Raw genomic sequence first — 22,968 nt, 5'->3', positions numbered from 1 at the left:
AGAAAAGAAGAACAGGGACAAAGGAATCACGTGAGCACCGCACCGGTCTTCTTCTGGCAGGACACTGAGACGGCCGGCCGCGGTGCTCGTGTGCGTCTGGACGGTCCGGAGGGCCGCCACGCGGCCCTGGTGCGCCGGCTCGCCGCCGGGGAGCGCGTGGACCTGGCGAGCGGCCAGGGCGTGGTCGCCGAGTGCGTGGTGGCGGTGGCGCACAAGGACTGGCTGGAGCTGGACGTCCGGGACGTGGTGCGCACCCCGGCCCCGGAGCCCCGGATCACCGTGGTCCAGGCGCTGCCCAAGGGCGACCGCGGCGAGACCGCGGTCGAGACCATGACCGAGATCGGCGTCGACGCCGTGGTCCCGTGGGCGGCCAGCCGGTCGATCGTGCAGTGGAAGGGCGAGCGCGGCGAGAAGGCGCTGAACAAGTGGCGGGCGACCGCCCGGGAGGCCGCGAAGCAGTCCCGCCGCGCCTGGTGGCCGGAGGTGACGGCGCTGCACTCGACCGCCGAGGTCGCCAAGCTGCTCGCGGACGCTGACCAGGCCCTGGTGCTGCATGAGGACGCTGAGACGCCGCTGGCGGGCCTGGACGTGGCCCGCACCGGCTCGGTGGTCCTGGTGATCGGCCCGGAGGGCTCCATCTCGCGCCAGGAGCTGGCGGCCTTCGAGGCGGCCGGCGCGCAGGTCTACAAGATGGGCCCGACGGTGCTGCGGACCTCGACGGCCGGGACCGCCGCGGCCACGGTGGTGCTGGCGAAGTCGGGGCGGTGGGGTTAGCCGGGATCAGCCCCTGTCCGACGCCGACGCCGACGCCGATGCCGATGCCGATGCCGACATCGGTGCCGACGTTGATGCCGATACCGATGCCGGCAGGCGCATCCGGCGGGGATCAACCAAGGTCGTGGCGACCATGGAGACCGCGAGCAGGGCCGCACCGCCGGCCGCGAACAGCGCGAAGCCCGTCGCGTCCGGCGTGTAGCGCAGGTGCAGGCGGGTGGCGGCGACCGCGACGATGCTGATCGGCAGGGTCGTGGCCAGCAGGCCGGACTTGGTGAAACCGAACCGGACGAACAGCGGGAACTGGATCGAGACGGTCAGCGCGAACGCCGCCCAGGACAGCGTCACGACGGTCGCGACGGTGTGCCCGCTGAACGCGTCGTGCTGTTGGCGGGCCAGGATCAGCGCCACGGGTGTGCCGAGCCCAACGGTGACGGCGAAGACCGCCGTCGCCCACAGGTAGTGGCCGAGCAGGAGCGAGCGCCGGGTCAGGGGCAGGACGGCGTAGAGAGTCTCGAGGTCCGAACGGTCGGAGACCATGAACGGGAAGCCGGCGGTCGTCGCGGCGCACAGCAGGACCAGCCCCGGCACGATGACCTCCGGACGGTTGATCATGATCGCCACCACCAGCAGCGGCGTGAAGATGACCTGGCGGCGGTAGGGCGCGATGGTGCGCAGATCCAGCAGGGCGGCGCGGGTGAGGGCTGTCATGAGTACTCCTCGGCGGGGACGCGGGTGTTCTCGCGCGATCCGATGTGGACGGCGATCTCCTCCAGGCTGGGCGGATCGATCACGACCCGGTCGCCGAGCAGCCCGGCGTCCTCGGTGGCGACCATCGCCTCCACGCCGACGCCGGTGCGCCGGAGCCCGATGAGCGGGACGCCGACGACGTCCGCGAGGTCGTCCGGGCCGCCGCGCACGATGCGGAAGCCGTCCAGGATCTCGTCCTTGGTCCCGGTGGCGACGATCCGGCCGTCGTGGATGAGCGTCAGGTAGTCGCCGATGCGCTCCAGGTCGGAGGTGATGTGCGTGGAGAACAGGATGCTGTGCCGCTCGTCGGTGAGGAAGTCGCCGAGGATCTGGGACAGCTCGTCGCGGGCCACCGGGTCCAGCCCGCTGGTCGGCTCGTCGAAGACGAGCAGCCGGGCGCGGTGCGACAGCGCGATCGCGATCATGAGCTTCACGGCCATGCCGCGCGACAGGTCCTTGACCCGGGCCCGGGCGTCCAGGCCGAACCCGTCGAGCAGGTCGTGGTACCGCGCGGTGTCCCAGCGGTCGTAGAACGGCCCGACGGCCCGTTCCACCTCGCTCAGCCGCCATTCCCCGACCAGGTAGGTGTGGTCCAGCACCACCCCCACGTCCTGCCGGAGCGCGACCGGGGCCGGGACCCGGTGCCCGAGCACCTCGATCTCGCCCCGCTCGATCCGCTGCATCCCCAGCAGGCACCGGATCGAGGTGGTCTTGCCGGCGCCGTTGGCCCCGACGAACCCCATGACATAACCCTGCGGAAGCGCGAAGCTGACGTCCCGCAGCCGGAATCGGCCCACTGTGGTCTGCACTCCGCGGAAGGCGAAGGCGAACTCTGGTTCCACCGGCGGTTCCCCCTGTGTCGTGTCGGTGTCGTATCGGCGTCGCATTGGCGTTGTATCGGTGCCGCATCGGTGTCGCATCGGTGTCGCATCGGCCGGCAAGCGATGTCAGGAAGCGGGTTCCTGCTGCTCGGCCCGGATCAGCGTGTCGAGGATCTCCACGAGGTCGTCGCGGCTCAGCCCGGCCGGGCCGGCGGCGTCGAGCGCCGCCTGGAGCCCGGCCTCCACCTGCCGGACCCGCTGCTCGCGGATCAGCCCGCGGTCCAGCGGCTGGACGAAGGCGCCCTTGCCGGGCACGGTCGCGATGAACCCCTCGGCGGCCAGCTCGGTGTAGGCGCGCGTGGTGGTGATGACGCTGATCCGCAGGTCGCGCGCCAGCGCCCGGACCGACGGCAGGGCCGCGCCCTCCTCGAGGCCGCCGCCCAGGATCGCCGCCCCGATCTGTTCCTTGATCTGCTCGTAGAGCGGCACTTGGGAGCTGTTCGACAAGACGACTCGCATGGCACCCTTCCCCGGCCCCGCGGCTTTATCTGTACATGCACAATATATACAGTCAGCACAGTAGGGGCGCAAGGCGCGCGTCCTAGTCTGGATGGCGCAGTGGGCGGCGCGACCTGATAGTTCGGCTGTTCGACTGGAGGGGATCACACACTCAGCCGTGCCCCGGCGACCGTGGGCACGCGGCGAGAGGAAGTTCCCATGTCCGTGATTCTGACGCTGAAGTTCTCCGGGAATCCGCAGGCGATGGAGCAGTACGCGAAGGACAACGCGGAGAAGCTCCACAGCGTCGTCGAGGCGGCGAAGCGCCACGGCCTCATCGCGCACCGGTTCTACGGCTCCGAAGACGGAAACAGCATCGTGGCACTCGACGAGTGGCCGGACAGGCAGAGCTTCGAGGCGTTCTTCGCCGAGCAGCAGTCCCAGATCGCGCCGATCATGGAGGGCGCGCAGGTCACCGGACAGCCCGAGCCGATCTTCTGGGAGGAACTGAAGACCGGCGACGCTTACGGGTGGGGATCCTGAACTACAGCCCCAGCCGCATGTGGCGGTTGGTCACCGCGTAACCGAGGCTCTTGTAGAGCCGGTAGGCCCGATCATTCGCGCCGTGCACGTTCAGCGCGACGGTCTGGGCGCCGAGGGCGCGCGCCGCGGCTGCCGCGGCCTGCATGACGGCCCGGCCGTAGCCCTCGCCCTGTACGTCGGGGCTGACGTGGATGTCGTAGATGAAGGCCTCGGTCGCGGGGCCTTCATCCACGGCGGTCCGCAGGGCTATCCACAGCGCGCCGATCTCACGCCCGGTCTGGGCGTCGCGGGCGATCCACAGATGGTTCGCGTGGCTGTCGACGCCGGCCGGGAGCAGGCCCCGGGTCACGTTCAGCGCCTGCCGCTCGGCGGTCTCGGGGGCCCAGTGCCCTTCGCCGACCTGGGCCGCCGCGTAGCCGGTCACCATCTTCGCTTCCCAGGCCGGGTATTCGTCGGCTGTCATCGGGTCCAGGCGTACGTTCCTGGTCGGCTTCGTCGTCATGGCGCCCGAATGTACCGCTGCCGGCTACGGCCGCTTCAGAGTGCGCTTCACCTTGCGGCCCACCCGCTTCACCACCGGCTTGGCCTTCGCGGACACCGCCGAGGGGCTGGCCTCGCGCTTCACGGCCGCGGTCAGGGCGGCGCGCCGGCGGGCCGAGCGGGAGGCCAGGCCGTCCCCGGCGGCGATGCGCGCCAGCAGCGCGGCGGTCGCGGCCTCGATGCGCGGGTCGGCGAAGCCCTCCCGGCCCAGGGCCATCGGCCAGAAGAAGGTCCCGGCGTCGAAGACCCACGCGCCGCTGGGCTTGCGGTGCAGCACGGTCTGCTGCTCGCGGGTGCCGTCGGCGCCGTCGGTGTAGGGCGAGCGGGCCAGGACGGCGAACTCGGTGCCGTCAGCCTTCTGGTACTTGTCGTGGACCGCGTCGGCCTCTCCGCCGACCAGGCCGGGGAAGGTGTCGCCCTCGCTCACGCCGGCCGCCTGCCAGAACCAGTGGTCGGCGTTCGTGACCACCAGCGGGGCGTCGCCCTTGACCAGGCTGACGTACTGCGCGCCCAGCAGTTCCTGCTCGGGCAGCCGCAGATCGCGCCACATCACCGTCTGCCCGGGGCGCTTGGTCTTGACCGGGTCCTGGCGGGACTTGAAGCAGGTGATCGTGGTGCCCTCGTAGCGGATGTGCCAGTAGACGTTGTTCGCCTGCAGGAACACCGTCGAGACGCCCGAGTCCTGGGCCTTCACCAGGGACTTGCGCATGCCCGCCGACCAGTACTCGTCGTGGCCGGGGAAGATCAGGCCCTTGTGGTTCAGCGGGTCGACGCGGCCCCGGTCCAGGTCCTCGCTCGTCGCGTACTCCATGTCGTAGCCCTGGCGCTCGGCCCAGACCACGAAGTCGTGGACCCGCTCGGCCTCGCGCGGCATCCCGGTCAGCTCGTAGGGGCGCTGGAAGGAGACTGATGACGCGCGCAGTTTGCTGGCCTGCTCGCCGCTCTCGTCGAAGCCGTAGTAGAGGTTCTTCCCGCGCGCGTTGTCGAACGGGTACATGTTGTAGGCCTGGTAGCAGGCGAAGGGCACGACCACCAGCCAGCTCGCGCGGCGGTGCAGATCGCGCACGGTGAAGGGCACGTAGTTGGCGCCCGCTGTGCCCTCTGCGTCCCTTGCGGTCCGCAGGACCGCGAGGTAGGCCCCGGACTTCCAGTCGGCCGGGACGTTGAGCCGCCACGTCGGCTCCCACAGACAGGTGATCATCCCGGTCTCCGGGTCCGTCACCGGCTCGGGCTGCGGTACCGCGGCGACCGGCGTGCTGCTGCCGAGCAGGCCCGCGCGGTGGTCCCCGTAGGCGCCGACCCGGTAGATCTCGACCGTGACGTCCTGCGGCTCGGCCACGGAGATGTGGAAGTCGAGCGACTCCCCGGGGGCCACGGCGGTGGCCGAAGCGAAACCCTTGACCGCGGCCCGGGCGTCGTCGCCCAGGTCCGGGACGTCGGGCGTGGTGCCGATCGCGGCGGCGGTCGGGGCGAAACCGTCCAGGAGGCGCATGGTGCCGTAGCCTATCGCCGGAAAGCCTCCCGATCAGCAGAGCACCAAGTACAGCCCAACGGGCGCCCCAGGAGGACACGATGGCCGACGGCCGACCGCAACCCGACTGTCTCTTCTGCAAGATCGTGGCCGGCGAGATCCCGGCGACGGTGGTCCGCGAGACGGAGCTCACCGTCGCGTTCAAGGACATAAACCCGCAGGCACCGGTCCACGACCTCATCGTGCCGCGGGCGCACTACGCCAACGCCGCCGAACTCGCCGCCGAGGCGCCCGACCTGGCCGCCGCGCTGTTGGTCGAGGCGCGCGAGGTGGCGAAGGCGGAGGGGATCGCGGCGGACGGCTACCGGACCGTGTTCAACACCGACGCCCACGCCGGGCAGACGGTGTTCCACGTCCACGCGCACGTGCTCGGCGGCGATTTCCTCGCGCACTTCGGGACCTGAGCGGGCGCCAGAGCTGCCCCGTCGCTAAACGGGGCAGCTCTGGATGGGGCAGCTCTGATCGGGACAGCGCCGGCCGGGACGGCTAGACCTTGCCGCCGCCCTCACAGGTCAGCTTGGTCGTGCCCGAGTGCGTCCCCGCGGAGTCGGTCCAGCTGACGGTGATGTAGTACGGCAGCGAACCGTCGACGCAGGTGCCCCAGAGCTCGCCGGTTCCCTGGCCGCGGGTGATGGGCGCCCCGCTCCAGGTGAGGTACGGGTTGCCGGGGACGTAGTACTCGCAGTTGTAGTACGAGATGTTCTTCTGCATGGTCTGCCCGGCCTGCTCGCAGGACGGCGGGGCGGCGGTGTCCGCCGTCGCGCTGCTCGGAGCGAAAGCCACGAAGCCGGCCGCCGCCGTCACGGCGATCCCCGTCGCGAAGATCCTTCTTGCACGCATACGAGCCTCCTGACAGAGGTGGGATGGTGCCGAGTCGGTCCTGTTCGACCTCGGTTCATCGTAGTGACCCGCCGATGAACGTCAATGTTCTGATTCGCTCCCGTTCCGGGGCGCCCTGCCGTGCGCCGCACTATTTCGCGCAGGGCAGGCGCGCGGCCTTCTCCCGCCACGTCGGGCCCGAGGAGACCACGCCGACCGGCGTCCCCAGCGCCTGTCCGATGACGTCCGGCCAGTCCCGCTCGTCCTGCGGGCCGTCCTCGTACACCGGCGTGCACGACGACACGGTCTTGGTGAGCAGCCGCTGATAGTCCAGGTCCGGCATCAGGCTGCGCGGGAGCTTCTCCATGGCCGGCACGTCCGCCGAGGCCTGGTAGGCCCGGCACAGGCGCCGGCCCTTCGCCCGAACGTCCGCGTGCGTGACCACCAACGCGTCGGCCCCGCCGCACACGTCGAGCGCGTAGCGATGCGCCACCGCGTCGAAGTGCCCGATCCGGAACGCCCCCTGCCACGTTCCGGTCTCGTTGTGCGGTTCCGGCAGCGTCGGGGCCAGGGCCGCGTCCTCGGAGACGAACGGTCCGGCGCCGTGCCGGGTGCTGTAGGTGCGGACCACGCCGAGGCGCGCGGCGCTCTCGACTTCTTGGCCGGACTCCTTCAGCAACGCCTCGGCGTTGGCGAAGGTGGTCGTCGACCACGTCGTGTGCGGGTGGAAGCCGTACCACTCGTCGAGCAGGACGCCCTGTGCGCCCTCGAAGACGCAGGGCCCGGATTCCAGGAGCGCGGCGAGATACCCTCCGCACTCCTCGTCCACGATCCGCACCCGCTGTGCGAACGCCTGGTAGACGTCCGCGCAGAATTCCGGGCTCGGCAGATCGGCGGGCAGACGCAACCCGGACAGCTCCAGATCGGCCGCGATGCGGGCGCGCAGCGCTGTCAGCTTCCTGACCAGCGTGGCGCGGTCCCGGCAGTCCCCCACGCGCGGTGGCATATCGGGCGAGACGGCCAGGGAGAAAGAGACCGTCTCGCCGATCCCCATGCCGCAGGTGCCGTGGCGGGTCGACCCGGGGGTGCGGTCTCGGGCGGATTCGCGTACACGGTTCGCGGCACGGTGGTACGGGGTGGTGATGAGCGCGCGGGAGTCTGCCGACAGCAGGGCGAACGGGTTGGGGATGCCGAGTTCGGCCAGGTGCGCGGCCTCGGCGGCCAGCGCGAAGGGTTCGACGAGCATGAAGCGGGACAGGTGCGTCGGCACGCCGTGGAAGGTGCCGGCGCCGAACTGCGCGAAGGTGTGGTGGCGGCCGTCGGGGGTGACCACGTTGTGGCCGGCCTGCGCGCCGCCGTTGAAGCGGACGACGGCGCGGATCCGTGACGCGGTGCGGGAATCAGTGCGGGAATCAGTGCGGGATTCGGTGCGGGAATCAGTGTCGGAATCGGTGTGTCCGGGGGAGCAGAGCCAGTCCACGGTCGAGCCCTTGCCGGCGTCGCCGTAGCCCAGGTCCACGACGATCGCGTGCTTCCTGCCGATCAGGTCCATGGTCAGGGCTCTCTTACCAGCGGCTTTCGGGCCGGTTGTCGTACTCGGAGGTGCCGTATCCGGAGTCGTCGTATGCGGAGGTGTCATGTCCGGCGTCGTACGTGTAGCCGACTCCCTGGGAGCGCAGGTAGCGCACCGCGGAGTCCGTCGAGACGCTGTCCCGGTCGCGCCGGTGGTTGCCGCGCCGGGCGTCCAGGTCGCCCAGCGCTCGCTCCACGGAGCGGCCGGCGCGGGAGCCGACGTTGCGCAGGTCGTCCAGGCCGGCGTCCAGGTCGATGCGGTCCTCGGCCAGGCCGATGGTCAGCGCGATGGTCTCGCAGACCGCGTCCAGGTCGTCGAGCTGGATGACGTTCTGGCCGAGCAGGGCGCGCCAGGCGCCGAGGACCTCGTCGTTGCCGGCGTAGGAGGAGCCCTCCGGGAGGATGTAGTAGACGTCGAACTTGCGCTTCAGGTCGCGGAGCACGTCCTCGATCGGGATGGCCCGGCCCCCGCCGCGGCCGGGGCGCTCGCCCTGGCGGCCTGGACGGCCCGGGTGGCCTGGACGACCTGGGCGGCCTGAGCGGTCGGGGTAGCCGGAGGTCTGCCCGAGGACGCAGGCCAGCTGCGTCGGGTTGACGTTCGGGTAGGGCATCTCGTCGCCGATGATGAACAGGTAGCCGCGCTTGCCGCGCTTCTCGTGGCAGTCCAGCGAGGTGTGGTGGGCCATGAAGTACATCGCCAGCTCGTACGACTCGCGCATCTGGCCCCCGCCGCCGCCCTCCAGGACGATCTCGCCGAGCTGGTCGTCCATGCGGTTGTCGGACTCGAACTGCCCGACCTGCAGGGGCACCCGGTCGGAGTAGGCGTCGCCGATCGCGCCGAACATGATCTGCGGGTGGTCGACGTAGCGCTTGCGCAGCAGCAGGCCGTGCAGGTCGGCGAGCTTGGTCTGCAGCACCCGGGGGACGCCGCCCATGGAGCCGGTGACGTCGAACAGCACGGAGACGGCCAAGGAGGTCGGGTGCTCGGCGCTGTCGCGGCTCTCGCGGACGCCGACGCTGTAGGGCTCAAGATCGGGGTGGGCCCGCCACTGGTTCCGCGGGGTGGTGCTGAGCACCCGGTCGTTGTAGTCGAAGGCGCTGCGGCCGTTCGCCTTCCGGTAGGCCTCCGCTGCCTCGTATGCGTTGTAGTCCCAGCGTCCGCTGCCCATCCCCATCGCCTTCTCAAGGTCGTCCATCGTTATCGTCTAATTGACGATAATAGGCCGGGCAGCGCATAGCGTCAAGGTGACGAAAAGGGGTGGCGCGCAAAATCTCCCGCCCTGGTCGCGGGGGTGCGGGCTAGCATGGAGGCGACACGGAGACAGGAGAGTGATCAAAGGCCGTACGGCCGTTCCTATGGCAGACAACACCGCACCGCGCTCGGGCAAGGGCCGCCAGTCCTCCGCCGCGGACCGCAACGGGAGGGCGGCCGGAACCGGCCGCGCGGGGGCGAACGGGGCAGGGGTGTCCTCCGGGTCCTCCGGGACCTCCAAGCCCGCCTCCGGGCCCGCTTCAGGGGCCGCACGCGCCGTCCGGGCCGACGAGGTCGCGCCGGGCGTCGTCCAGGCCAAGATCGAGATACCGTCCGGGCACCCCCTGGTCTCCGTCTTCGGAGCCGGCGACGGCCTGCTGCGGGTGATCGAGAAGGCGTTCCCGGGCGTGGACATCCACGCCCGCGGCAACCAGGTGACCGCCGCGGGCAGCCGCGGCGAGGTGGCCCTGGTCCAGCGCCTGTTCGAGGAGATGCTCCTGATGCTCCGCACCGGCGCCCCGCTGACCGAGGACGGCGTCGAGCGCTCGATCCAGATGCTCCGCAGCGGCGAGGCCGACGTCGACGGCCAGCGCCCGGCCGAGGTGCTCACGCAGAACATCCTGAGCAACCGCGGCCGCACCATCCGCCCCAAGACGCTGAACCAGAAGAACTACGTCGACGCGATCGACGTCAACACGATCGTGTTCGGCATCGGCCCGGCCGGCTCCGGCAAGACCTACCTGGCGATGGCCAAGGCCGTGCAGGCGCTGCAGAGCAAGCAGGTCAACCGCATCATCCTGACCCGCCCCGCGGTCGAGGCCGGGGAGAAGCTCGGCTTCCTGCCCGGGACGCTGTACGAGAAGATCGACCCGTACCTGCGGCCGCTGTACGACGCGCTGCACGACATGATCGATCCGGACAGTATTCCCCGGTTGATGGCGGCCGGGGTCATTGAAGTGGCCCCGCTGGCATATATGCGTGGCCGCACGCTCAATGACGCATTCATCATCCTCGACGAGGCCCAGAACACCTCCCCCGAGCAGATGAAGATGTTCCTCACCCGCCTCGGCTTCGGCTCCAAGATCGTGGTCACCGGCGACGTGACGCAGGTCGACCTGCCCGGGGGCACTGAGTCCGGACTGCGGGTCGTGCGCAATATCCTGTCCGGCGTGGAGGACATCCATTTCGCCGAGCTGACCAGTGCCGACGTCGTGCGCCACCGGCTGGTGGGGGACATCGTCGACGCCTATGGGCGCTTCGACGCTGTGCGCGACCGGGAGCGCGGTGACCACAGCCCTGGTGGGGACGCCAAGAGGAAGAGGCACTGAACCCCATGTCGATCGACATCGCCAACGAGACCGACTACGGCACCGAGCAGGGTGTGGATGCCGAGGAGCTGGTCGGGGTCGCCCGGTACGTGCTGGGCGAGATGGGCATCCACCCGATGGCCGAGCTGTCCATCCTGCTGGTCGACACCGCCGCGATGGAGCAGCTGCACATCCAGTGGATGGACGAGCCGGGCCCGACCGACGTGCTCTCCTTCCCGATGGACGAGCTGCGCCCGGCACGCGCCGAGGACGACAACGAGCCGGTGCCCGGCCTGCTCGGGGATGTCGTGCTGTGTCCGGAGGTGGCCGAGAAGCAGGCCAAGGACGCCGGCCACTCCACGGCCGAGGAGCTGCGGCTGCTCACCACGCACGGGATCTTGCACCTGCTGGGCTACGACCACGCCGAGCCGGAGGAGGAGGCCGAGATGTTCGGCCTGCAAAAACAGCTGCTACGAGGATGGAAGGCCAGGTCAGGCGCTCGATGAGCGGTCATAGACATCGGCAGGGCACTGGAGCGGCCGCCGGGGGCGGCGCATGAGTGCCCTGCTGTTCTGGGAGATCGTCGCGGTCGTGGTGCTGGTCGCGGTCGCGGGGTTCTCCGCCTGTGCGGACACCGCGCTGTCCCGCGTCTCGCGGGTGCGGGCCGCCGAGCTGGTCGAGCAGGGCCTGCCGCGCGCGGCCCGGCTCAAGCAGCTGGCCGACGACCCGGCCCCGGTCCTGAACCTGGTCCTCTTACTGCGCGTGGCCTGCGAGATCGCCGCGACGGTGCTGGTCACGGTGCTGTTCATGCGCCGGATCGACAGCACCTGGGGCGCCGGGTTCGCCGCGATCGGGGTCATGATCGCGGTGTCCTACATCTTCATCGGCGTGATGCCGCGCACCATCGGCCGCCAGCACTCGGTGCGGGTGGCCCTGGCCGTCGCCGGCCCCATGGCGCTGCTCACCCGGATCCTGGGGCCGCTGGCACAGCTGCTGATCCTGATCGGCAACGCGGTGACGCCGGGCCGGGGCTTCCGCGAGGGCCCGTTCGCCTCCGAGGCCGAGCTGCGCGCGCTGGTGGACCTGGCCGAGGCGAACAGCGTCATCGAGGACCAGGAGCGCCGCATGGTGCACTCGGTCTTCGAACTCGGCGACACGCTGGTGCGCGAGGTGATGGTCCCGCGCACCGACATGGTCTTCATCGAGCGGCACAAGACCCTGCGCCAGGCGCTGTCGCTGGCGCTGCGCAGCGGCTTCTCCCGCATCCCGGTGGTCGGCGAGAACGCCGACGACGTGGTGGGCATCGTGTATCTCAAGGACCTGGTCCGGCGCATCCACGAGCACCCGAGCGGGGAGACCACCGAGCTGGTGGAGTCCGCGATGCGCGAACCGGTCTGCATCCCGGACAGCAAGCCCGCCGACGAGCTGCTGCGCGACATGCAGGCCGGGCACATCCACCTGGCGGTGGTGATCGACGAGTACGGCGGCACCGCCGGCCTGGTCACCATCGAGGACATCCTGGAGGAGATCGTCGGGGAGATCGCCGACGAGTACGACGTCGAGCGGCCCTCGGTGGAGCGCCTGTCCCCGGACGCCGCGCGGGTCACCGCGCGCCTGGGCGTGGACGAGCTCGGCGACCTGTTCGGGGTTGACCTGGAGGACGACGACGTGGAGACCGTCGGCGGCCTGATGGCCAAGCGCCTGGGCCGCGTGCCGATCCCCGGCGCGCAGATCGAGGTGGAGGGGCTGCGGCTGACCGCGGAGTCCCCGGAGGGGCGCCGGCGGCGGATAGGGACGGTGTTGGTGAAGCGAGTCCCCCAGGACGACGCCTGACGCACCGCGGGGCGCGACACCGGCACGACGCCTGACGCCACGCCTGACGCCACGACAGGTGCGACGCCCGACGCGTCCCGGTAACCAGGTGGCGAACCCACCCCGGACATGGGCTATAGTTTTCCACGTCGCCAGGGAAACCCGGCAGGCGAATGCGGATGTGGCTCAGCTGGTAGAGCATCACCTTGCCAAGGTGAGGGTCGCGAGTTCGAATCTCGTCATCCGCTCAGCGAGAAGGCCCCGGAGGTTCCAGACCTCCGGGGCCTTCGGCGTTTCGATAGCGTTGGCCCATGACCGACAACCAGCTCGACCCCGAGAACGCCAAGCTCCACACCCTCGCCAAGGCCCAGCGGGCCCGCAACGGCGCGGCCGAGGGCGCGGCGCTGCGCGACGAGACCGGCCGTACCTATGTCGCCACCACCGTCGACCTGCCCGCGCTGAAGCTCTCGGCGCTGCAGACCGCGGTCGCGATGGCCGTCGTCAGCGGGGCCCGGGCGCTGGAGGCCGCGGTGCTGGTCACCGAGGACAAGCAGTTCCGGCAGGAGGACCTGGACGTGGTCGCCGATCTGAAGGGCTCCGGCACGCCGCCGCGCCTGTTCCTGGCCGACCCGAAGAACTGAGGCATTCGAAGCCCTGAGGCGTCCGAAGCCCCGAGGCGTTCGAAGCCCTGAGCGGCACACCCTCCCGAGTAAGGGACAATGGTTCCCATGACGAGCAGCGCGAGTGGACGATCCCGGTCCCGCCAGGCGGCCAACGCCGAGGCGGCCAAGAAGAAGGCCGAGCGCGTCAAGCGCAGCCAGAAGCTCGCCGAGAAGCGCGTCACCTCCGACCGGGTCCGGGACGCCGAGCCGGCGCCGACGGCGTACGGCCGCGGCGTCCGGGACGACTCCCCGCCGCGCTATGAGTTCCCCGACGACTTCCGGGCCGGGTTCGCCTGCTTCGTGGGCCGTCCCAACGCCGGCAAGTCCACGCTGACCAACTCCGTGGTCGGGGCGAAGGTGGCGATCACCTCCGGGCGCCCGCAGACCACGCGGCACACCGTGCGCGGCATCGTGCACCGCGACGACGCGCAGCTGGTCCTGGTCGACACCCCCGGCCTGCACAAGCCGCGCACGCTGCTCGGCGCGCGCCTGAACGACGAGGTGCGCGCCACCTGGGCCGAGGTGGACGTCATCGGGTTCTGCGTGCCGGCCGACGAGAAGATCGGTCCCGGCGACCGCTTCATCGCCGCCGAGCTGGCCCAGGTCCGGCGCACCCCGAAGATCGCCATCCTGACCAAGACCGACAAGGCCGCCAAGGAGCAGATCGCCGAGCAGCTGCTGGCCCTGGTCGAGCTCGGCCGCGAGGTCGGCATCGAGTGGGCCGAGGTGATCCCGGTCTCGGCCGTGCGCGACGAGCAGATCCAGCTCCTGGAGGACCTGCTGGTCAAGCAGCTCCCGGAGTCCCCGCCGCTATACCCGGGCGGGGAGCTGACCGACGAGCCGGAGGAGGTCATGGTCGGCGAGCTGGTCCGCGAGGCCGCCCTGGAGGGCGTCCGGGACGAGCTGCCGCACTCGCTGGCCGTGACCGTCGAGGAGATGACGCTGCGCGAGGGCCGCCCGGCCGACCGGCCGCTGCTGGACGTGCACGCGACGCTGTACGTGGAGCGCCCGAGCCAGAAGGCGATCGTCATCGGCCACGGCGGCGAGCGGCTGCGCGAGGTCGGCTCGCGGGCCCGGCAGCAGATCGAGGCGCTGCTCGGGACACCGGTCTTCCTGGACCTGCACGTGAAGGTCGCCAAGGATTGGCAACGCGATCCCAAGCAGCTGGCGAAGCTCGGCTTCTGAGTCAGGGCTCTGAAAAACCCGTCCGCCCCGGCGGGCAACCATGCCGCCTCCCGGTGAGTCTCAGATAAGGATTCACCTGCAAACAAGGGGAGGACGCATCATGAAATCGGTGAAGCACAAGGGGCTCGCGCTGGTCGCGGTGTCCAGTTCGGTGGTGGGCCTGGGCGTCGGGATGGCGGGGACCGCCTCGGCGCTGGCCTGGTCCAAGGCGGTCCCGGCGCCGACCGCGGCGCTGGACGTCACCGGGACGGTGTCCCAGGGCGCTCCGGGTGTGCTCACGGTGGAGACGAACAGCTCGGGCTCGGCCGGAGCGTCCTCGGTCACCACCGATTTCGGTGACGGCACCACCACCACCGCGCCGACCAACACGCACGACTACCCCGCCGGCGCGCTCAAGCAGACGTTGACCGTGACGTCGGTGAACAGCGACGCGCAGCTCACGGCCACGAGCCAGGTCGGCGTGGACGCGACCGACTCCTCGCACATCGTCTGGACGCACTCGGTCCCGCTGGCCCTCAACGCCCCCGGCGCCGTGGTGACCAGCCAGGGCACCAGCTCCTTCGACCTGACCAAGATCCTGCCGGCCGGCGCCGATCTGACCGGGCTGGCGGGCACCTGCGACCACGGCCGGGGCGCGCTGCCGCTGACCATCGACGCCAAGGCCAAGCTCGCGACCTGTGACTGGACCGGCGCCAAGGCGCCCGGCCAGCACATCGTGACCCTGACGTACAGCGACAACACCACCGGTCTGAAGTCCACCTCGCAGGAGGCCGTCGGGGTCGCGACCCAGCCGGTCTCCGTCTTCAAGACCGCGGTGCTGTCCCCGGGCCTGGTGCAGGCCGACCTCACGGGCTCGGGCGTCGACCCGGCTTCGGGGGCCGGCACCGGGACGATCAGCTGGGGCGACGGTTCGACCTCGGCCGTGGCGCTGCCGCTGGGCACCGACGCCCTGCAGAACCACACCTACACCACGAGCGGCACGAAGACGATCACCCTGTCGGTCACCGACAAGTTCGGGCAGCAGGCCTCCTCTACCGCGCAGGTGGACGTGTCGAAGCCGACCGTGGGCTACGCGCAGCTGACGCGCTTCGCCGGCTCCACCCGCTACGGCACCGGTGTCGCCGTCTCGCAGGAGGCCTTCCCGTTCGCGCACAGCGCCGGCGCGGTCGTCCTGGCCCGCGGCGACGTGTACGCCGACGCGCTCGGCGGCATCCCGCTGGCCAAGGCGAAGAACGGGCCGCTGCTGCTGACCCCCGGCGGGGTCGGCGCCAAGAGCCTGGACCCGAACGTCGCGGCCGAGATCCAGCGCGTCCTGCCGGCGGACAAGAAGCACACCGTCTACATCCTCGGCGGTGTCGAGGCGATTCCGCAGTCGATCCAGGACTACATCAGCAACACGCTCGGGTACAACGTCGAGCGCTTCGGCGGCGCGACGCGCTATGAGACGTCCCTGTCCATCGCGCAGAACCCGCAGGCGTTGAACAACCCGAAGCACGTCGTGGTCGCCCGCGGCGACGACTTCGCCGACGCGCTGGCCTCCGGCCCGCTGGCCTCGGACAAGTTCACCGACGCCTCCGGCGCCCCGGCGGCCATCCTGCTGAGCACCGGCAACGGCATCACCGAGCCGGTCTCGCTGAACCCGGTGATCGCGGCCTACGTGAGCGCCAAGGAGAACGCGCCGCACCCCGCCGGGCAGACGAACGTCGCCGCGATCGGCGGCGGCGCGGTGAAGGCGGTGGCGGCGATATCGCCGAACCCCGCGCTCTACACCCCGATATCCGGCGTCGACCGCTTCGACACCGCGGCGAAGGTCGCCGCCTTCGGCTGGGGCACCAGGCCCGCGGCGGTCGGCGTGGCCAGCGGCATGAACTTCCCCGACTCGCTGACCGGCGGCGCGCTGATGGCCCTGCAGGGCAGCCCGCTGCTGCTGAGCGACCCGGGGGCGGTCAGCCCGGCGCTCTCCTCCGCGACGTCCGCGGCGATCACCGCGGACAAGGCGTCTGTGAAGAACACGTACCTGTTCGGCGGCACGCAGGTCTTCACCGACAACGTGGCGCAGAGCCTCATCAAGCTCGAGGGGCTCAGCGCCGCGCACTACCGCATAGTGCAGCTGCCGTTCTAGGTCCGGCGGCAGGGACCTGACATGACGGTCCCGGCACCTGCTTCGGGTGCCGGGACCGTTCGCGTGTCGGGATCGTTCGCGTGCCGGGCTGCCGGATCAGCGATCAGCGACCACTGATCAGCGTTCAGCGCTTCTCGTTGGCGCCGAAGGACTTCGCTCCCTCGATCACCTCGCCGCGGAACTTCATCTCCACGATCAGCACGTTCTCCCGGATCCGCATCAGCTCCCCGGTCGAGATCTTGTGCATCTCGAAGTAGTTCACCAGGTGGTCGAACAGCGCCTTGCGCAGACGCTGCAGGATGTCGCGAGCGTCCGCCTCCTCCTGGTACTGGATCTTCGCCGCGTCCATGGTCCAGCGGCGCAGGGAGGTGCGGGCGCCGCGGTCGGGCATGCGGCCGGAGCGGATGCCGCGCAGGATGTCCATACGGGCGCGCTGTCGCAGGCGGCGGCTGACGGAGCGGATCAGCGGGCCGGTCCAGGCCTCGGTGAGGGCGGCGGGGAGTTCCATCAGGGCGTACCAGCGCGCGTGGGCCCGCAGGCCGCCGAGGGAGCGCGGCAGAGCCCCTCCGACCGAGGTGTACTTGCCCGACAGCGGAGCGGCTATCGCGGAGGCTATCTCCAGGGATATGCGGTCGTGCTGTTCGCGGATGCGGACGTGCATGGAGATCACGAGATTGCCGCCGTGGCGGACGGTCTGCAGGGTCAGGTACGTCTGCGCGCGGTCGCCGGGGTCGTTGATGCCGGCGGAGTAGATAAGGGCGTGGGCCTGGCGGGCGGGGCGGGCCTCCTTGCCGCCGGGCCACAGCCCGGCCACGCCGTTGGCCGCGTCGCCGCGGACGAACAGGTTGCTGACGATCGCCAGGTCCCGCACCCCGCTGTCGCGCCCCAGCTCGTTGCGCAGGTAGAGGTGCATGTCGGTGGCGTCGACGCGGTGCGTCTCCTTGGTGCCGGCGCCCTCGACGTAGGCCGGGACCAGGACCAGCGGGAGGTGGACCATGACCTTGTCGTCGACCAGCTCGCCGAAGCCGGCGAAGGGCGTCGGCGAGGCGGCCGCGTAGCAGATCACGTTCGTGCCCTGGTCGGCGACGATCTCCCCGTGCACGTCCGGGGGTAGCGGCGGCGCCGAGACCAGCGGCGAGGCCGAGGTGCGCAGCAGGGCGAAGGCGGAGTGCACCCGGATCCAGCGCGCGGTGGTGGCCAGCGTCCAGGCCAGGGCCGCCACCGACCCCAGGCCGCAGGCCACGCCGAACAGGGTCGGGGCGAAGTCCTTGGTGCCGCGCGTGACCAGCAGCGGCCCGGCGACGCAGAACGCGGCCATCAGCCAGCACACCAGCAGCGCGTGGTCCCGGCGTCGCCGGATCCGCAGCGAGTGCGCGGCGTGCTGCAAGATCGTGGGCAGGTTCAGCCCGACCGGCGGCCCGATGGCCGAGAAGCCGTCGCCGGTGAGCAGTTCCTCGGCCTCGCGGGCGAAGCCGAGGTCCCAGTACGTCTGCGCGCACAGCGTGCGGGTGGTCGCGTCCAGCGAGGCCACGGGCAGGTCGGCCACGCTGCGGCCCTCCCTCTCAGAGTTCTGCGTACCGCGGTGATTGCAGAATTCTGATATTAGAGGTCGAACTGCCAGTTGCTCCAGGCTTCGGTCCTGGCGTAGCCCAAGGCCTGGTTCACCCGGAGCATGGGGGTGTTGTCCGAGTCGTTCCAGGTGCTGACCACCTCGACCCTCGGCTCCCGCGTGAGCAGCGTCTGCGTCATGACCGCCTTGAGCCGCAGGCCCAGGCCGTGGCCGCGGAACCTCGCCGGAACGGCCGTGTGCCCGACGTCGGCCATCGGGAAGTCCCCGAACACCAGCGTCTCGTGCATCCCGGCGATCTCGCCGTCCGCGGTGAGGGCGGCGGCCACGTACGTCCGCGCGCCGCCGCGAAGGTTGTCCGCCTCGCTGGCACGGCGCCGCTCGGGCCGGGGCGGCGGTGGCTGGAAGCCCAGGTCCCCGGTCGGGGCGTCGCGCATCGCGTCCAGAGCGGTGACCAGCGGTACCAGCAGTTCCTCGGGTGTCGGGGTCTGCCACAGCTCGATCCGGTAGTGCGCGTTCTTCTCCGATGGCGCGGCCCAGGCGGCGTACTGCTCGTGGTCGATCGCCTTGAGGTCCAGCTGCGAGCGGAAATCCGCGGACACCGGCCGGCCGCCCTCGGCGGCGAAGATCGCCGCGTAGTCCTCGGCGTGCTCGCTGATGGCCAGGACCACGCGGGAGCAGCCGCGCTGCCGTCCATGCTCCCGGTACGCGTCGAGCAGCGGAACCGTGGCCCGTGCGCGGTCCTCGGGCCGGATCCAGATGTCGGTGTGGATCATGTCGCGGTTGCTGTCGTTGTCGTGCTGCATCAGGCCGTAGCCGACCGCCCGCTCGCCGTCGTAGGCGACCGCGCAGACCCGGTGGCGCACCGAGCGCGGGGTGACGACCCACCTCGTGAAGTCCTCGGTGGGCGTCGGATGCAGCGGAGCGTCGGCGGCGTTGCCGGCCTGGAACAGGGGGAGCACGACGGACAGGGTGTCGGGGTGCTCGACGCTGAGTTCGCGGATCGAGAGAGTCATCGAGGTCCTCAGAGCTCGAACTGCCAGGCGTTCCAGGTCTCGGAGATCTCGAAGCCCATGGCGTCGTTCACCCGGACCATCGGCACGTTGTCCGTGTTGTTCCAGGTCGAGATCACCTCGACGTGGGGTTCGTGTTCCAGCAGATGAAGCGTCATCGCCGCCTTCAGCCGCAGGCCCAGGCCGTGCCCGCGGAACTTCGCGGGGACGCCGGTGTTGCCTATGTTGGCCATCCGGAGGTCCGGGAAGACGACCATCTCGTGGAAGCCGGCCATCTCGCCGTCCTCGGTGAGGGCCGCGACGATGTACATCGGCGCGCCGGTTCCCAGCGAGGCGGTCTCGAACCGGCGCCGCCGCTCCACGTCCGGCGGCGGGTGCTCGAACTCGAGCTCGCCGTGCGGGGCGTCGCGCATGGCCTCGTTCGCCTCGACCATCGGGGCCAGCAGGTGCTCCGGTGTCGGCACCTTCCACAGCTCGATCCGGTACTGCGCGTTCTTCTCCGACGGTTCGGCCCACTTCGCGTACTGCGCGCGGTCGATCGTGGCCAGGTCCAGCTGGCGGCGGCGGTCGGAGTCCAGCAACCGGCCGCCGGCCGCGGTGAAGCGCGGTTCGTGGCCGGAGTGTTCGCTGGCGTCCAGCACCAGCCGCGTGGCGCCCCGGTTCCGGGCGTGCTCGCGGTAGGCGTCCAACAGCGCCGCGGCGACCTCGTCCCGCTCCGGCACGGCGATCCAGATGTCGCCGAAGATCAGGTCCGGATTGACGAGGACGTCGTGGCTCAGGTGGCCGCAGCCGACCGGGCGGTCCCCGTCGTAGGCGACCAGACAGGAGATGTGCCAGTCGATCCGCGGGGTGATGAGCCAGCGCACCATGGTCGCGCTGGGCTCGGGATGCCGTGGCGCGTCGGCGGCCATGCCGGCGCGGATCAGCGGAAGCAGGGTGGCGGCGGTGTCCTCGCCAGTGGGGTCGATGTCCCGGATCGTGATACTCATCGCCATCGATGCTAGGAAGCGGCCCGGCCGGTGGCGATTGGTTTTCCGCGCCCTACATGTGCACCGACACCCCGACCTCCCGCCACGCGGCGGCCACCGCGGACGCCTGCCGCGACCCGCGCCCGAACCGCGATTCGGCGGCGTGCACGGTCGCGGTCCCGAAGGTCGCGAACGTCGCGGCGGCCGGCAGCGCGGGGGAGGTGATCACGTCGTACCAGACCGCGCCGGCCCCCTCCCAGGACGTGCCGCCGATGCCGGTGGCCGCCAGGTAGAACGCGCGGTTGGGGATGCCGGAGTTGATGTGCACGCCGCCGTCGTCGTCGGTGGTGTCGACGTACCCTGCCATGGCGGCCGGTTGCGGGTCCTTGCCCAGGTGCGGGTCGTCGTAGGCGGTGCCGGGGTCCTTCATCGAGCGCAGCGCGACGCCCCGGACCGAGGGCAGGAACAGTCCCGCGCCGATCAGCCAGTCGGCGTCGGCGGCGTCCTGGCCGAGCTGGTACTGCTTGACCATCGAGCCGAAGCAGTCGGACACCGACTCGTTCAGCGCGCCGGACTGGCCGCGATAGACGAGGTTCGCCGTGTACTGCGTCACGCCGTGGGTGAGTTCGTGCCCGATGACGTCGACCGCGCCGGTGAAGCGGCCGAACACGGCCCCGTCGCCGTCGCCGAACACCATCTGCGAGCCGTTCCAGAAGGCGTTGTCGTACTGCACGCCGTAGTGGACCGTGCCCTTCAACGGCAGGCCCTGGCCGTCCACGGACCAGCGGTTGTAGACCCGCAGATAGAAGTCGAAGGTCGCGCCGAGGCCCTCGTAGGCCTCGTCCGCGCTGGGGTCGCCGGTCGCCGGCTCGCCCTCTTCGCGCACCTGCGAGCCCGGCAGGTGCTCGGTGCTGTGGTCGTCGTAGATCCCGCGGTCGTCGCGGCGCTCCAGGAACGCCGGCGGTGCCAGGTGCCGCTCGCCGACCCAGGGGACGGCGCCGCGGGTGAGGCGGTGCCGGGCGTCGGCGGTCAGCGTCCGGCGCGCGGCGTCCGCGACGTGCAGGCCGGAGCCGGCCAGCCGGGACAGCAGGTGCGGGGGGACGATGCCGCAGAACGCAGGGGGCGTGGCGCTGGTCATGGCGGTAACTATGGCCGGATTCGTGACCTTGGTCACGATTGCGCGGCGGGGGCGAGCCGGGATTACGCTGAACGGGTGAGGCTGGCGGGCAACTTCGCAGCTGAGGGCCCCGCGTGTCTCGGATCACGGACGCGTAGTGCGATTGGTGAGACGGTCGGGATAACGTAGCGGTGCTATGTGTGACTCCTGCCTGCGCGGCCTGCTCCTTCTTAGCAGCCGCGGCGAGGGCCTGTAAGTACTGACAGGCCGGCTCCCTCGTCGCGGCAGTTCGTGTTTTCCGCCGTCGGCCGTCCCCATCCGTTGGAGACCACCAGGGAGTCTTGAGCACGATGCGAGTAGAGCCGCAGCAGCCCTCCGGAATGCCGATCCACAAGTACGTGCCGTTCGAGCCGGTTGAGCTGCCTGACCGCAGCTGGCCCACCAAGGTGATCGACAAGGCGCCGCGCTGGTGCGCGGTGGACCTGCGGGACGGCAACCAGGCGCTGATCGACCCGATGTCCCCGGCCCGCAAGCTGAAGATGTTCGAGCTGCTGGTGGCCATGGGCTACAAGGAGATCGAGGTCGGCTTCCCGGCCGCCTCGCAGACCGACTTCGACTTCGTGCGCCAGATCATCGACGAGGGCCGGATCCCCGACGACGTGGTGATCCAGGTCCTGACCCAGGCCCGCGAGGAGCTGATCGAGCGGACCTTCGAGTCCGTGCGCGGCGCCAAGCAGGCCATCGTGCACCTGTACAACTCCACCTCCACGCTCCAGCGCCGGGTGGTCTTCGGCCAGGACACCGCCGGCATCACGCAGATCGCGGTGAACGGCGCCAAGCTGTGCCAGAAGTTCCACGACGCGATGCCCGCGCGCCCCGACGGCACCCGCACCGAGATCTACTTCGAGTACTCGCCCGAGTCCTACACCGGCACCGAGCTGGAGTACGCCGTCGAGGTCTGCAACGCGGTCACCGAGGTCTGGCAGCCCACCCCGGACCGCAAGGTGATCATCAACCTGCCGGCCACCGTGGAGATGGCCACGCCCAACGTCTACGCCGACTCGATCGAGTGGATGCACCGCAACCTGGAGCGGCGCGACTCCATCGTGCTGTCGCTGCACCCGCACAACGACCGCGGCACCGCGGTGGCCGCCGCCGAGCTGGGCTACCAGGCCGGCGCCGACCGTATCGAGGGCTGCCTGTTCGGCAACGGCGAGCGCACCGGCAACGTGTGTCTGGTGACCCTGGGCCTGAACCTGTTCTCCCAGGGCGTGGACCCGCAGATCGACTTCTCCGACATCGACGAGGTGCGGCGCACCGTCGAGTACTGCAACCAGCTGCCGGTGCACCCGCGCCACCCCTACGGCGGCGACCTGGTCTACACCGCCTTCTCTGGCTCCCACCAGGACGCCATCAAGAAGGGCTTCGAGCACCTGGAGCGGGACGCCGCGGCGGCCGGCAAGACCGTGGACGAGATCGTCTGGGCCGTGCCGTACCTGCCGATCGACCCCAAGGACGTGGGCCGCAGCTACGAGGCCGTGATCCGGGTCAACTCCCAGTCCGGCAAGGGCGGCGTCGCCTACATCCTGAAGACCGAGCACCAGCTGGACCTGCCGCGCCGCGCGCAGATCGAGTTCTCGCAGGTCATCCAGGCCAAGACCGACGCCGAGGGCGGCGAGGTCACGCCGGAGGAGATCTGGAACGTCTTCGTCGACGAGTACCTGCCCAACCCGTCCGCGCCCTGGGGCCGGATCCGGCTGCTGGGCCACCACGCCTCCTCGGCGAACGAGGGCAAGGACCAGCTGACCGTCGACCTGACCGTGGACGGCGCCGCCACGCAGCTGGACGGCGCGGGCAACGGCCCGATCGACGCGTTCACCAACCTGCTGTCCGGGGTCGGGATCGACGTGCGGGTGCTGGACTACGTCGAGCACGCGCTGACCTCCGGCGAGGACGCCAAGGCGGCCTCGTACGTCGAGTGCGCGATCGGCAGCCGGGTGCTGTGGGGCGTGGGCATCGACGCCAACATCGTGACGGCCTCGCTGAAGGCCATCATCTCCGCGGTGAACCGGGCTTTCCGCTGACCGGGACGTCTGTGAAAGGATTCCCTCCGTT

At 70.5% G+C, this 22,968-nt stretch carries 22 protein-coding genes and 1 tRNA gene; 11 read left to right on the top strand and 12 right to left on the bottom strand.

What is annotated here, in order from left to right; genetic code table 11:
* Positions 1 to 30: 30 nt before the first annotated feature.
* Positions 31 to 774 (top strand): 16S rRNA (uracil(1498)-N(3))-methyltransferase, encoded by a 744-nt coding sequence (locus ABIA35_RS14935; RefSeq protein ID WP_370338523.1) that lies wholly within the window; start codon positions 31 to 33, stop codon positions 772 to 774.
* 6 nt (positions 775 to 780) lie between these two features.
* On the opposite strand, the gene ABIA35_RS14930 is transcribed toward ABIA35_RS14935, so the two are convergent.
* From ABIA35_RS14930 to ABIA35_RS14920, 3 genes are all read right to left on the bottom strand, one after another.
* Positions 781 to 1,485 (bottom strand): ABC-2 transporter permease, encoded by a 705-nt coding sequence (locus ABIA35_RS14930; protein WP_370358274.1) that lies wholly within the window; start codon positions 1,483 to 1,485, stop codon positions 781 to 783.
* Positions 1,482 to 2,366 carry an ABC transporter ATP-binding protein gene (locus ABIA35_RS14925; RefSeq protein WP_370338527.1) on the bottom strand — a complete coding sequence of 295 codons (885 nt, stop codon included), beginning with the start codon at positions 2,364 to 2,366 and terminating at the stop codon, positions 1,482 to 1,484. The genes ABIA35_RS14930 and ABIA35_RS14925 overlap by 4 nt, the downstream gene beginning before the upstream one ends.
* Positions 2,367 to 2,471: 105 nt before the next feature.
* Positions 2,472 to 2,864, bottom strand: a complete 393-nt coding sequence (locus ABIA35_RS14920; protein WP_370338529.1) for a GntR family transcriptional regulator — start codon at positions 2,862 to 2,864, stop codon at positions 2,472 to 2,474.
* A gap of 198 nt (positions 2,865 to 3,062) precedes the next feature.
* Here ABIA35_RS14920 and ABIA35_RS14915 point away from each other — a divergent pair, with 198 nt between their 5' ends.
* The gene (locus ABIA35_RS14915; RefSeq protein ID WP_370358273.1) at positions 3,063 to 3,386 is read left to right on the top strand and encodes a hypothetical protein; all 324 of its coding nucleotides are present in this window, start codon (positions 3,063 to 3,065) and stop codon (positions 3,384 to 3,386) included.
* 1 nt (position 3,387) lies between these two features.
* On the opposite strand, the gene ABIA35_RS14910 is transcribed toward ABIA35_RS14915, so the two are convergent.
* Complete coding sequence (locus ABIA35_RS14910) at positions 3,388 to 3,888, bottom strand: GNAT family N-acetyltransferase (protein WP_370358272.1); 501 nt, start codon at positions 3,886 to 3,888, stop codon at positions 3,388 to 3,390.
* A 24-nt stretch (positions 3,889 to 3,912) separates the two neighbouring features.
* Positions 3,913 to 5,418, bottom strand: a complete 1,506-nt coding sequence (locus ABIA35_RS14905; RefSeq protein WP_370358271.1) for a N,N-dimethylformamidase beta subunit family domain-containing protein — start codon at positions 5,416 to 5,418, stop codon at positions 3,913 to 3,915.
* Positions 5,419 to 5,498: 80 nt separating this feature from the next.
* Between ABIA35_RS14905 and ABIA35_RS14900 the strand changes: the two genes are divergently transcribed.
* Positions 5,499 to 5,861 (top strand): histidine triad nucleotide-binding protein, encoded by a 363-nt coding sequence (locus ABIA35_RS14900; protein WP_370338537.1) that lies wholly within the window; start codon positions 5,499 to 5,501, stop codon positions 5,859 to 5,861.
* Positions 5,862 to 5,943: 82 nt separating this feature from the next.
* Here the strand turns inward: ABIA35_RS14900 and ABIA35_RS14895 are convergent, their stop codons facing one another.
* The 3 genes from ABIA35_RS14895 to ABIA35_RS14885 all read right to left on the bottom strand — a co-directional run bounded on the left by ABIA35_RS14895 (position 5,944) and on the right by ABIA35_RS14885 (position 9,017).
* Positions 5,944 to 6,297 carry a hypothetical protein gene (locus tag ABIA35_RS14895; RefSeq protein WP_370358270.1) on the bottom strand — a complete coding sequence of 118 codons (354 nt, stop codon included), beginning with the start codon at positions 6,295 to 6,297 and terminating at the stop codon, positions 5,944 to 5,946.
* 130 nt (positions 6,298 to 6,427) lie between these two features.
* Complete coding sequence (locus ABIA35_RS14890) at positions 6,428 to 7,828, bottom strand: adenylosuccinate synthetase (RefSeq protein WP_370358269.1); 1,401 nt, start codon at positions 7,826 to 7,828, stop codon at positions 6,428 to 6,430.
* A gap of 13 nt (positions 7,829 to 7,841) precedes the next feature.
* Positions 7,842 to 9,017: a hypothetical protein gene (locus tag ABIA35_RS14885; protein WP_370358324.1), complete on the bottom strand. Its 1,176-nt coding sequence runs from the start codon at positions 9,015 to 9,017 to the stop codon at positions 7,842 to 7,844.
* Between the two features lie 187 nt (positions 9,018 to 9,204).
* Between ABIA35_RS14885 and ABIA35_RS14880 the strand changes: the two genes are divergently transcribed.
* The 7 genes from ABIA35_RS14880 to ABIA35_RS14850 all read left to right on the top strand — a co-directional run bounded on the left by ABIA35_RS14880 (position 9,205) and on the right by ABIA35_RS14850 (position 16,188).
* Entirely contained in the window at positions 9,205 to 10,428 is a 1,224-nt protein-coding gene (locus tag ABIA35_RS14880; protein ID WP_370358268.1) for a PhoH family protein, read from the top strand.
* Between the two features lie 5 nt (positions 10,429 to 10,433).
* Positions 10,434 to 10,913 carry an rRNA maturation RNase YbeY gene (gene ybeY, locus ABIA35_RS14875; RefSeq protein ID WP_370358267.1) on the top strand — a complete coding sequence of 160 codons (480 nt, stop codon included), beginning with the start codon at positions 10,434 to 10,436 and terminating at the stop codon, positions 10,911 to 10,913.
* A gap of 49 nt (positions 10,914 to 10,962) precedes the next feature.
* Positions 10,963 to 12,240, top strand: coding sequence for a hemolysin family protein (locus ABIA35_RS14870; protein WP_370358266.1), 1,278 nt, complete (start codon positions 10,963 to 10,965; stop codon positions 12,238 to 12,240).
* Between the two features lie 154 nt (positions 12,241 to 12,394).
* A tRNA-Gly gene (locus ABIA35_RS14865) sits at positions 12,395 to 12,467 on the top strand.
* Positions 12,468 to 12,530: 63 nt separating this feature from the next.
* On the top strand, positions 12,531 to 12,860 hold the full coding sequence (locus ABIA35_RS14860; RefSeq protein ID WP_370338549.1) for a cytidine deaminase: 330 nt from the start codon (positions 12,531 to 12,533) through the stop codon (positions 12,858 to 12,860).
* 78 nt (positions 12,861 to 12,938) lie between these two features.
* On the top strand, positions 12,939 to 14,066 hold the full coding sequence (gene era, locus ABIA35_RS14855) for a GTPase Era (protein WP_370338551.1): 1,128 nt from the start codon (positions 12,939 to 12,941) through the stop codon (positions 14,064 to 14,066).
* A 100-nt stretch (positions 14,067 to 14,166) separates the two neighbouring features.
* Positions 14,167 to 16,188: a cell wall-binding repeat-containing protein gene (locus tag ABIA35_RS14850; protein WP_370338553.1), complete on the top strand. Its 2,022-nt coding sequence runs from the start codon at positions 14,167 to 14,169 to the stop codon at positions 16,186 to 16,188.
* Positions 16,189 to 16,312: 124 nt separating this feature from the next.
* Here ABIA35_RS14850 and ABIA35_RS14845 read toward each other — a convergent pair whose 3' ends face one another.
* Genes ABIA35_RS14845 through ABIA35_RS14830 form a run of 4 tightly spaced genes read right to left on the bottom strand, consistent with a single transcriptional unit; the run spans position 16,313 to position 20,874 of the window.
* A complete protein-coding gene (locus tag ABIA35_RS14845; protein ID WP_370358265.1) occupies positions 16,313 to 17,734 on the bottom strand; it encodes a hypothetical protein in 1,422 nt (473 codons plus the stop codon).
* Positions 17,735 to 17,790: 56 nt separating this feature from the next.
* The gene (locus ABIA35_RS14840; RefSeq protein WP_370358264.1) at positions 17,791 to 18,771 is read right to left on the bottom strand and encodes a hypothetical protein; all 981 of its coding nucleotides are present in this window, start codon (positions 18,769 to 18,771) and stop codon (positions 17,791 to 17,793) included.
* 8 nt (positions 18,772 to 18,779) lie between these two features.
* On the bottom strand, positions 18,780 to 19,757 hold the full coding sequence (locus ABIA35_RS14835; RefSeq protein ID WP_370338559.1) for a GNAT family N-acetyltransferase: 978 nt from the start codon (positions 19,755 to 19,757) through the stop codon (positions 18,780 to 18,782).
* Positions 19,758 to 19,809: 52 nt separating this feature from the next.
* Positions 19,810 to 20,874 carry a M4 family metallopeptidase gene (locus ABIA35_RS14830; RefSeq protein ID WP_370358263.1) on the bottom strand — a complete coding sequence of 355 codons (1,065 nt, stop codon included), beginning with the start codon at positions 20,872 to 20,874 and terminating at the stop codon, positions 19,810 to 19,812.
* A gap of 329 nt (positions 20,875 to 21,203) precedes the next feature.
* Here ABIA35_RS14830 and leuA point away from each other — a divergent pair, with 329 nt between their 5' ends.
* On the top strand, positions 21,204 to 22,937 hold the full coding sequence (gene leuA, locus ABIA35_RS14825; protein ID WP_370358262.1) for a 2-isopropylmalate synthase: 1,734 nt from the start codon (positions 21,204 to 21,206) through the stop codon (positions 22,935 to 22,937).
* The last annotated feature ends 31 nt before the right edge of the window (positions 22,938 to 22,968 follow it).

It is taken from the genome of Catenulispora sp. MAP12-49 (assembly GCF_041262705.1).
GTDB lineage: Bacteria > Actinomycetota > Actinomycetes > Streptomycetales > Catenulisporaceae > Catenulispora.
The sequence above is the reverse complement of the archived record's forward strand: the minus strand, read 5'-3'. Positions and strand labels throughout refer to the sequence as shown.

Coding starts and splice junctions, on each gene's coding strand:
- ABIA35_RS14930 (WP_370358274.1), bottom strand. CDS start 1,485: ATGACAGCCCTCACCCGCGCCGCCCTGCTGGATCTGCGCACCATCGCG.
- ABIA35_RS14920 (WP_370338529.1), bottom strand. CDS start 2,864: ATGCGAGTCGTCTTGTCGAACAGCTCCCAAGTGCCGCTCTACGAGCAG.
- ABIA35_RS14915 (WP_370358273.1), top strand. CDS start 3,063: ATGTCCGTGATTCTGACGCTGAAGTTCTCCGGGAATCCGCAGGCGATG.
- ABIA35_RS14910 (WP_370358272.1), bottom strand. CDS start 3,888: ATGACGACGAAGCCGACCAGGAACGTACGCCTGGACCCGATGACAGCC.
- ABIA35_RS14905 (WP_370358271.1), bottom strand. CDS start 5,418: ATGCGCCTCCTGGACGGTTTCGCCCCGACCGCCGCCGCGATCGGCACC.
- ABIA35_RS14900 (WP_370338537.1), top strand. CDS start 5,499: ATGGCCGACGGCCGACCGCAACCCGACTGTCTCTTCTGCAAGATCGTG.
- ABIA35_RS14895 (WP_370358270.1), bottom strand. CDS start 6,297: ATGCGTGCAAGAAGGATCTTCGCGACGGGGATCGCCGTGACGGCGGCG.
- ABIA35_RS14890 (WP_370358269.1), bottom strand. CDS start 7,828: ATGGACCTGATCGGCAGGAAGCACGCGATCGTCGTGGACCTGGGCTAC.
- ABIA35_RS14885 (WP_370358324.1), bottom strand. CDS start 9,017: ATGGGCAGCGGACGCTGGGACTACAACGCATACGAGGCAGCGGAGGCC.
- ABIA35_RS14880 (WP_370358268.1), top strand. CDS start 9,205: ATGGCAGACAACACCGCACCGCGCTCGGGCAAGGGCCGCCAGTCCTCC.
- ybeY (WP_370358267.1), top strand. CDS start 10,434: ATGTCGATCGACATCGCCAACGAGACCGACTACGGCACCGAGCAGGGT.
- ABIA35_RS14870 (WP_370358266.1), top strand. CDS start 10,963: ATGAGTGCCCTGCTGTTCTGGGAGATCGTCGCGGTCGTGGTGCTGGTC.
- ABIA35_RS14860 (WP_370338549.1), top strand. CDS start 12,531: ATGACCGACAACCAGCTCGACCCCGAGAACGCCAAGCTCCACACCCTC.
- era (WP_370338551.1), top strand. CDS start 12,939: ATGGTTCCCATGACGAGCAGCGCGAGTGGACGATCCCGGTCCCGCCAG.
- ABIA35_RS14850 (WP_370338553.1), top strand. CDS start 14,167: ATGAAATCGGTGAAGCACAAGGGGCTCGCGCTGGTCGCGGTGTCCAGT.
- ABIA35_RS14840 (WP_370358264.1), bottom strand. CDS start 18,771: ATGACTCTCTCGATCCGCGAACTCAGCGTCGAGCACCCCGACACCCTG.
- ABIA35_RS14835 (WP_370338559.1), bottom strand. CDS start 19,757: ATGAGTATCACGATCCGGGACATCGACCCCACTGGCGAGGACACCGCC.
- ABIA35_RS14830 (WP_370358263.1), bottom strand. CDS start 20,874: ATGACCAGCGCCACGCCCCCTGCGTTCTGCGGCATCGTCCCCCCGCAC.
- leuA (WP_370358262.1), top strand. CDS start 21,204: ATGCGAGTAGAGCCGCAGCAGCCCTCCGGAATGCCGATCCACAAGTAC.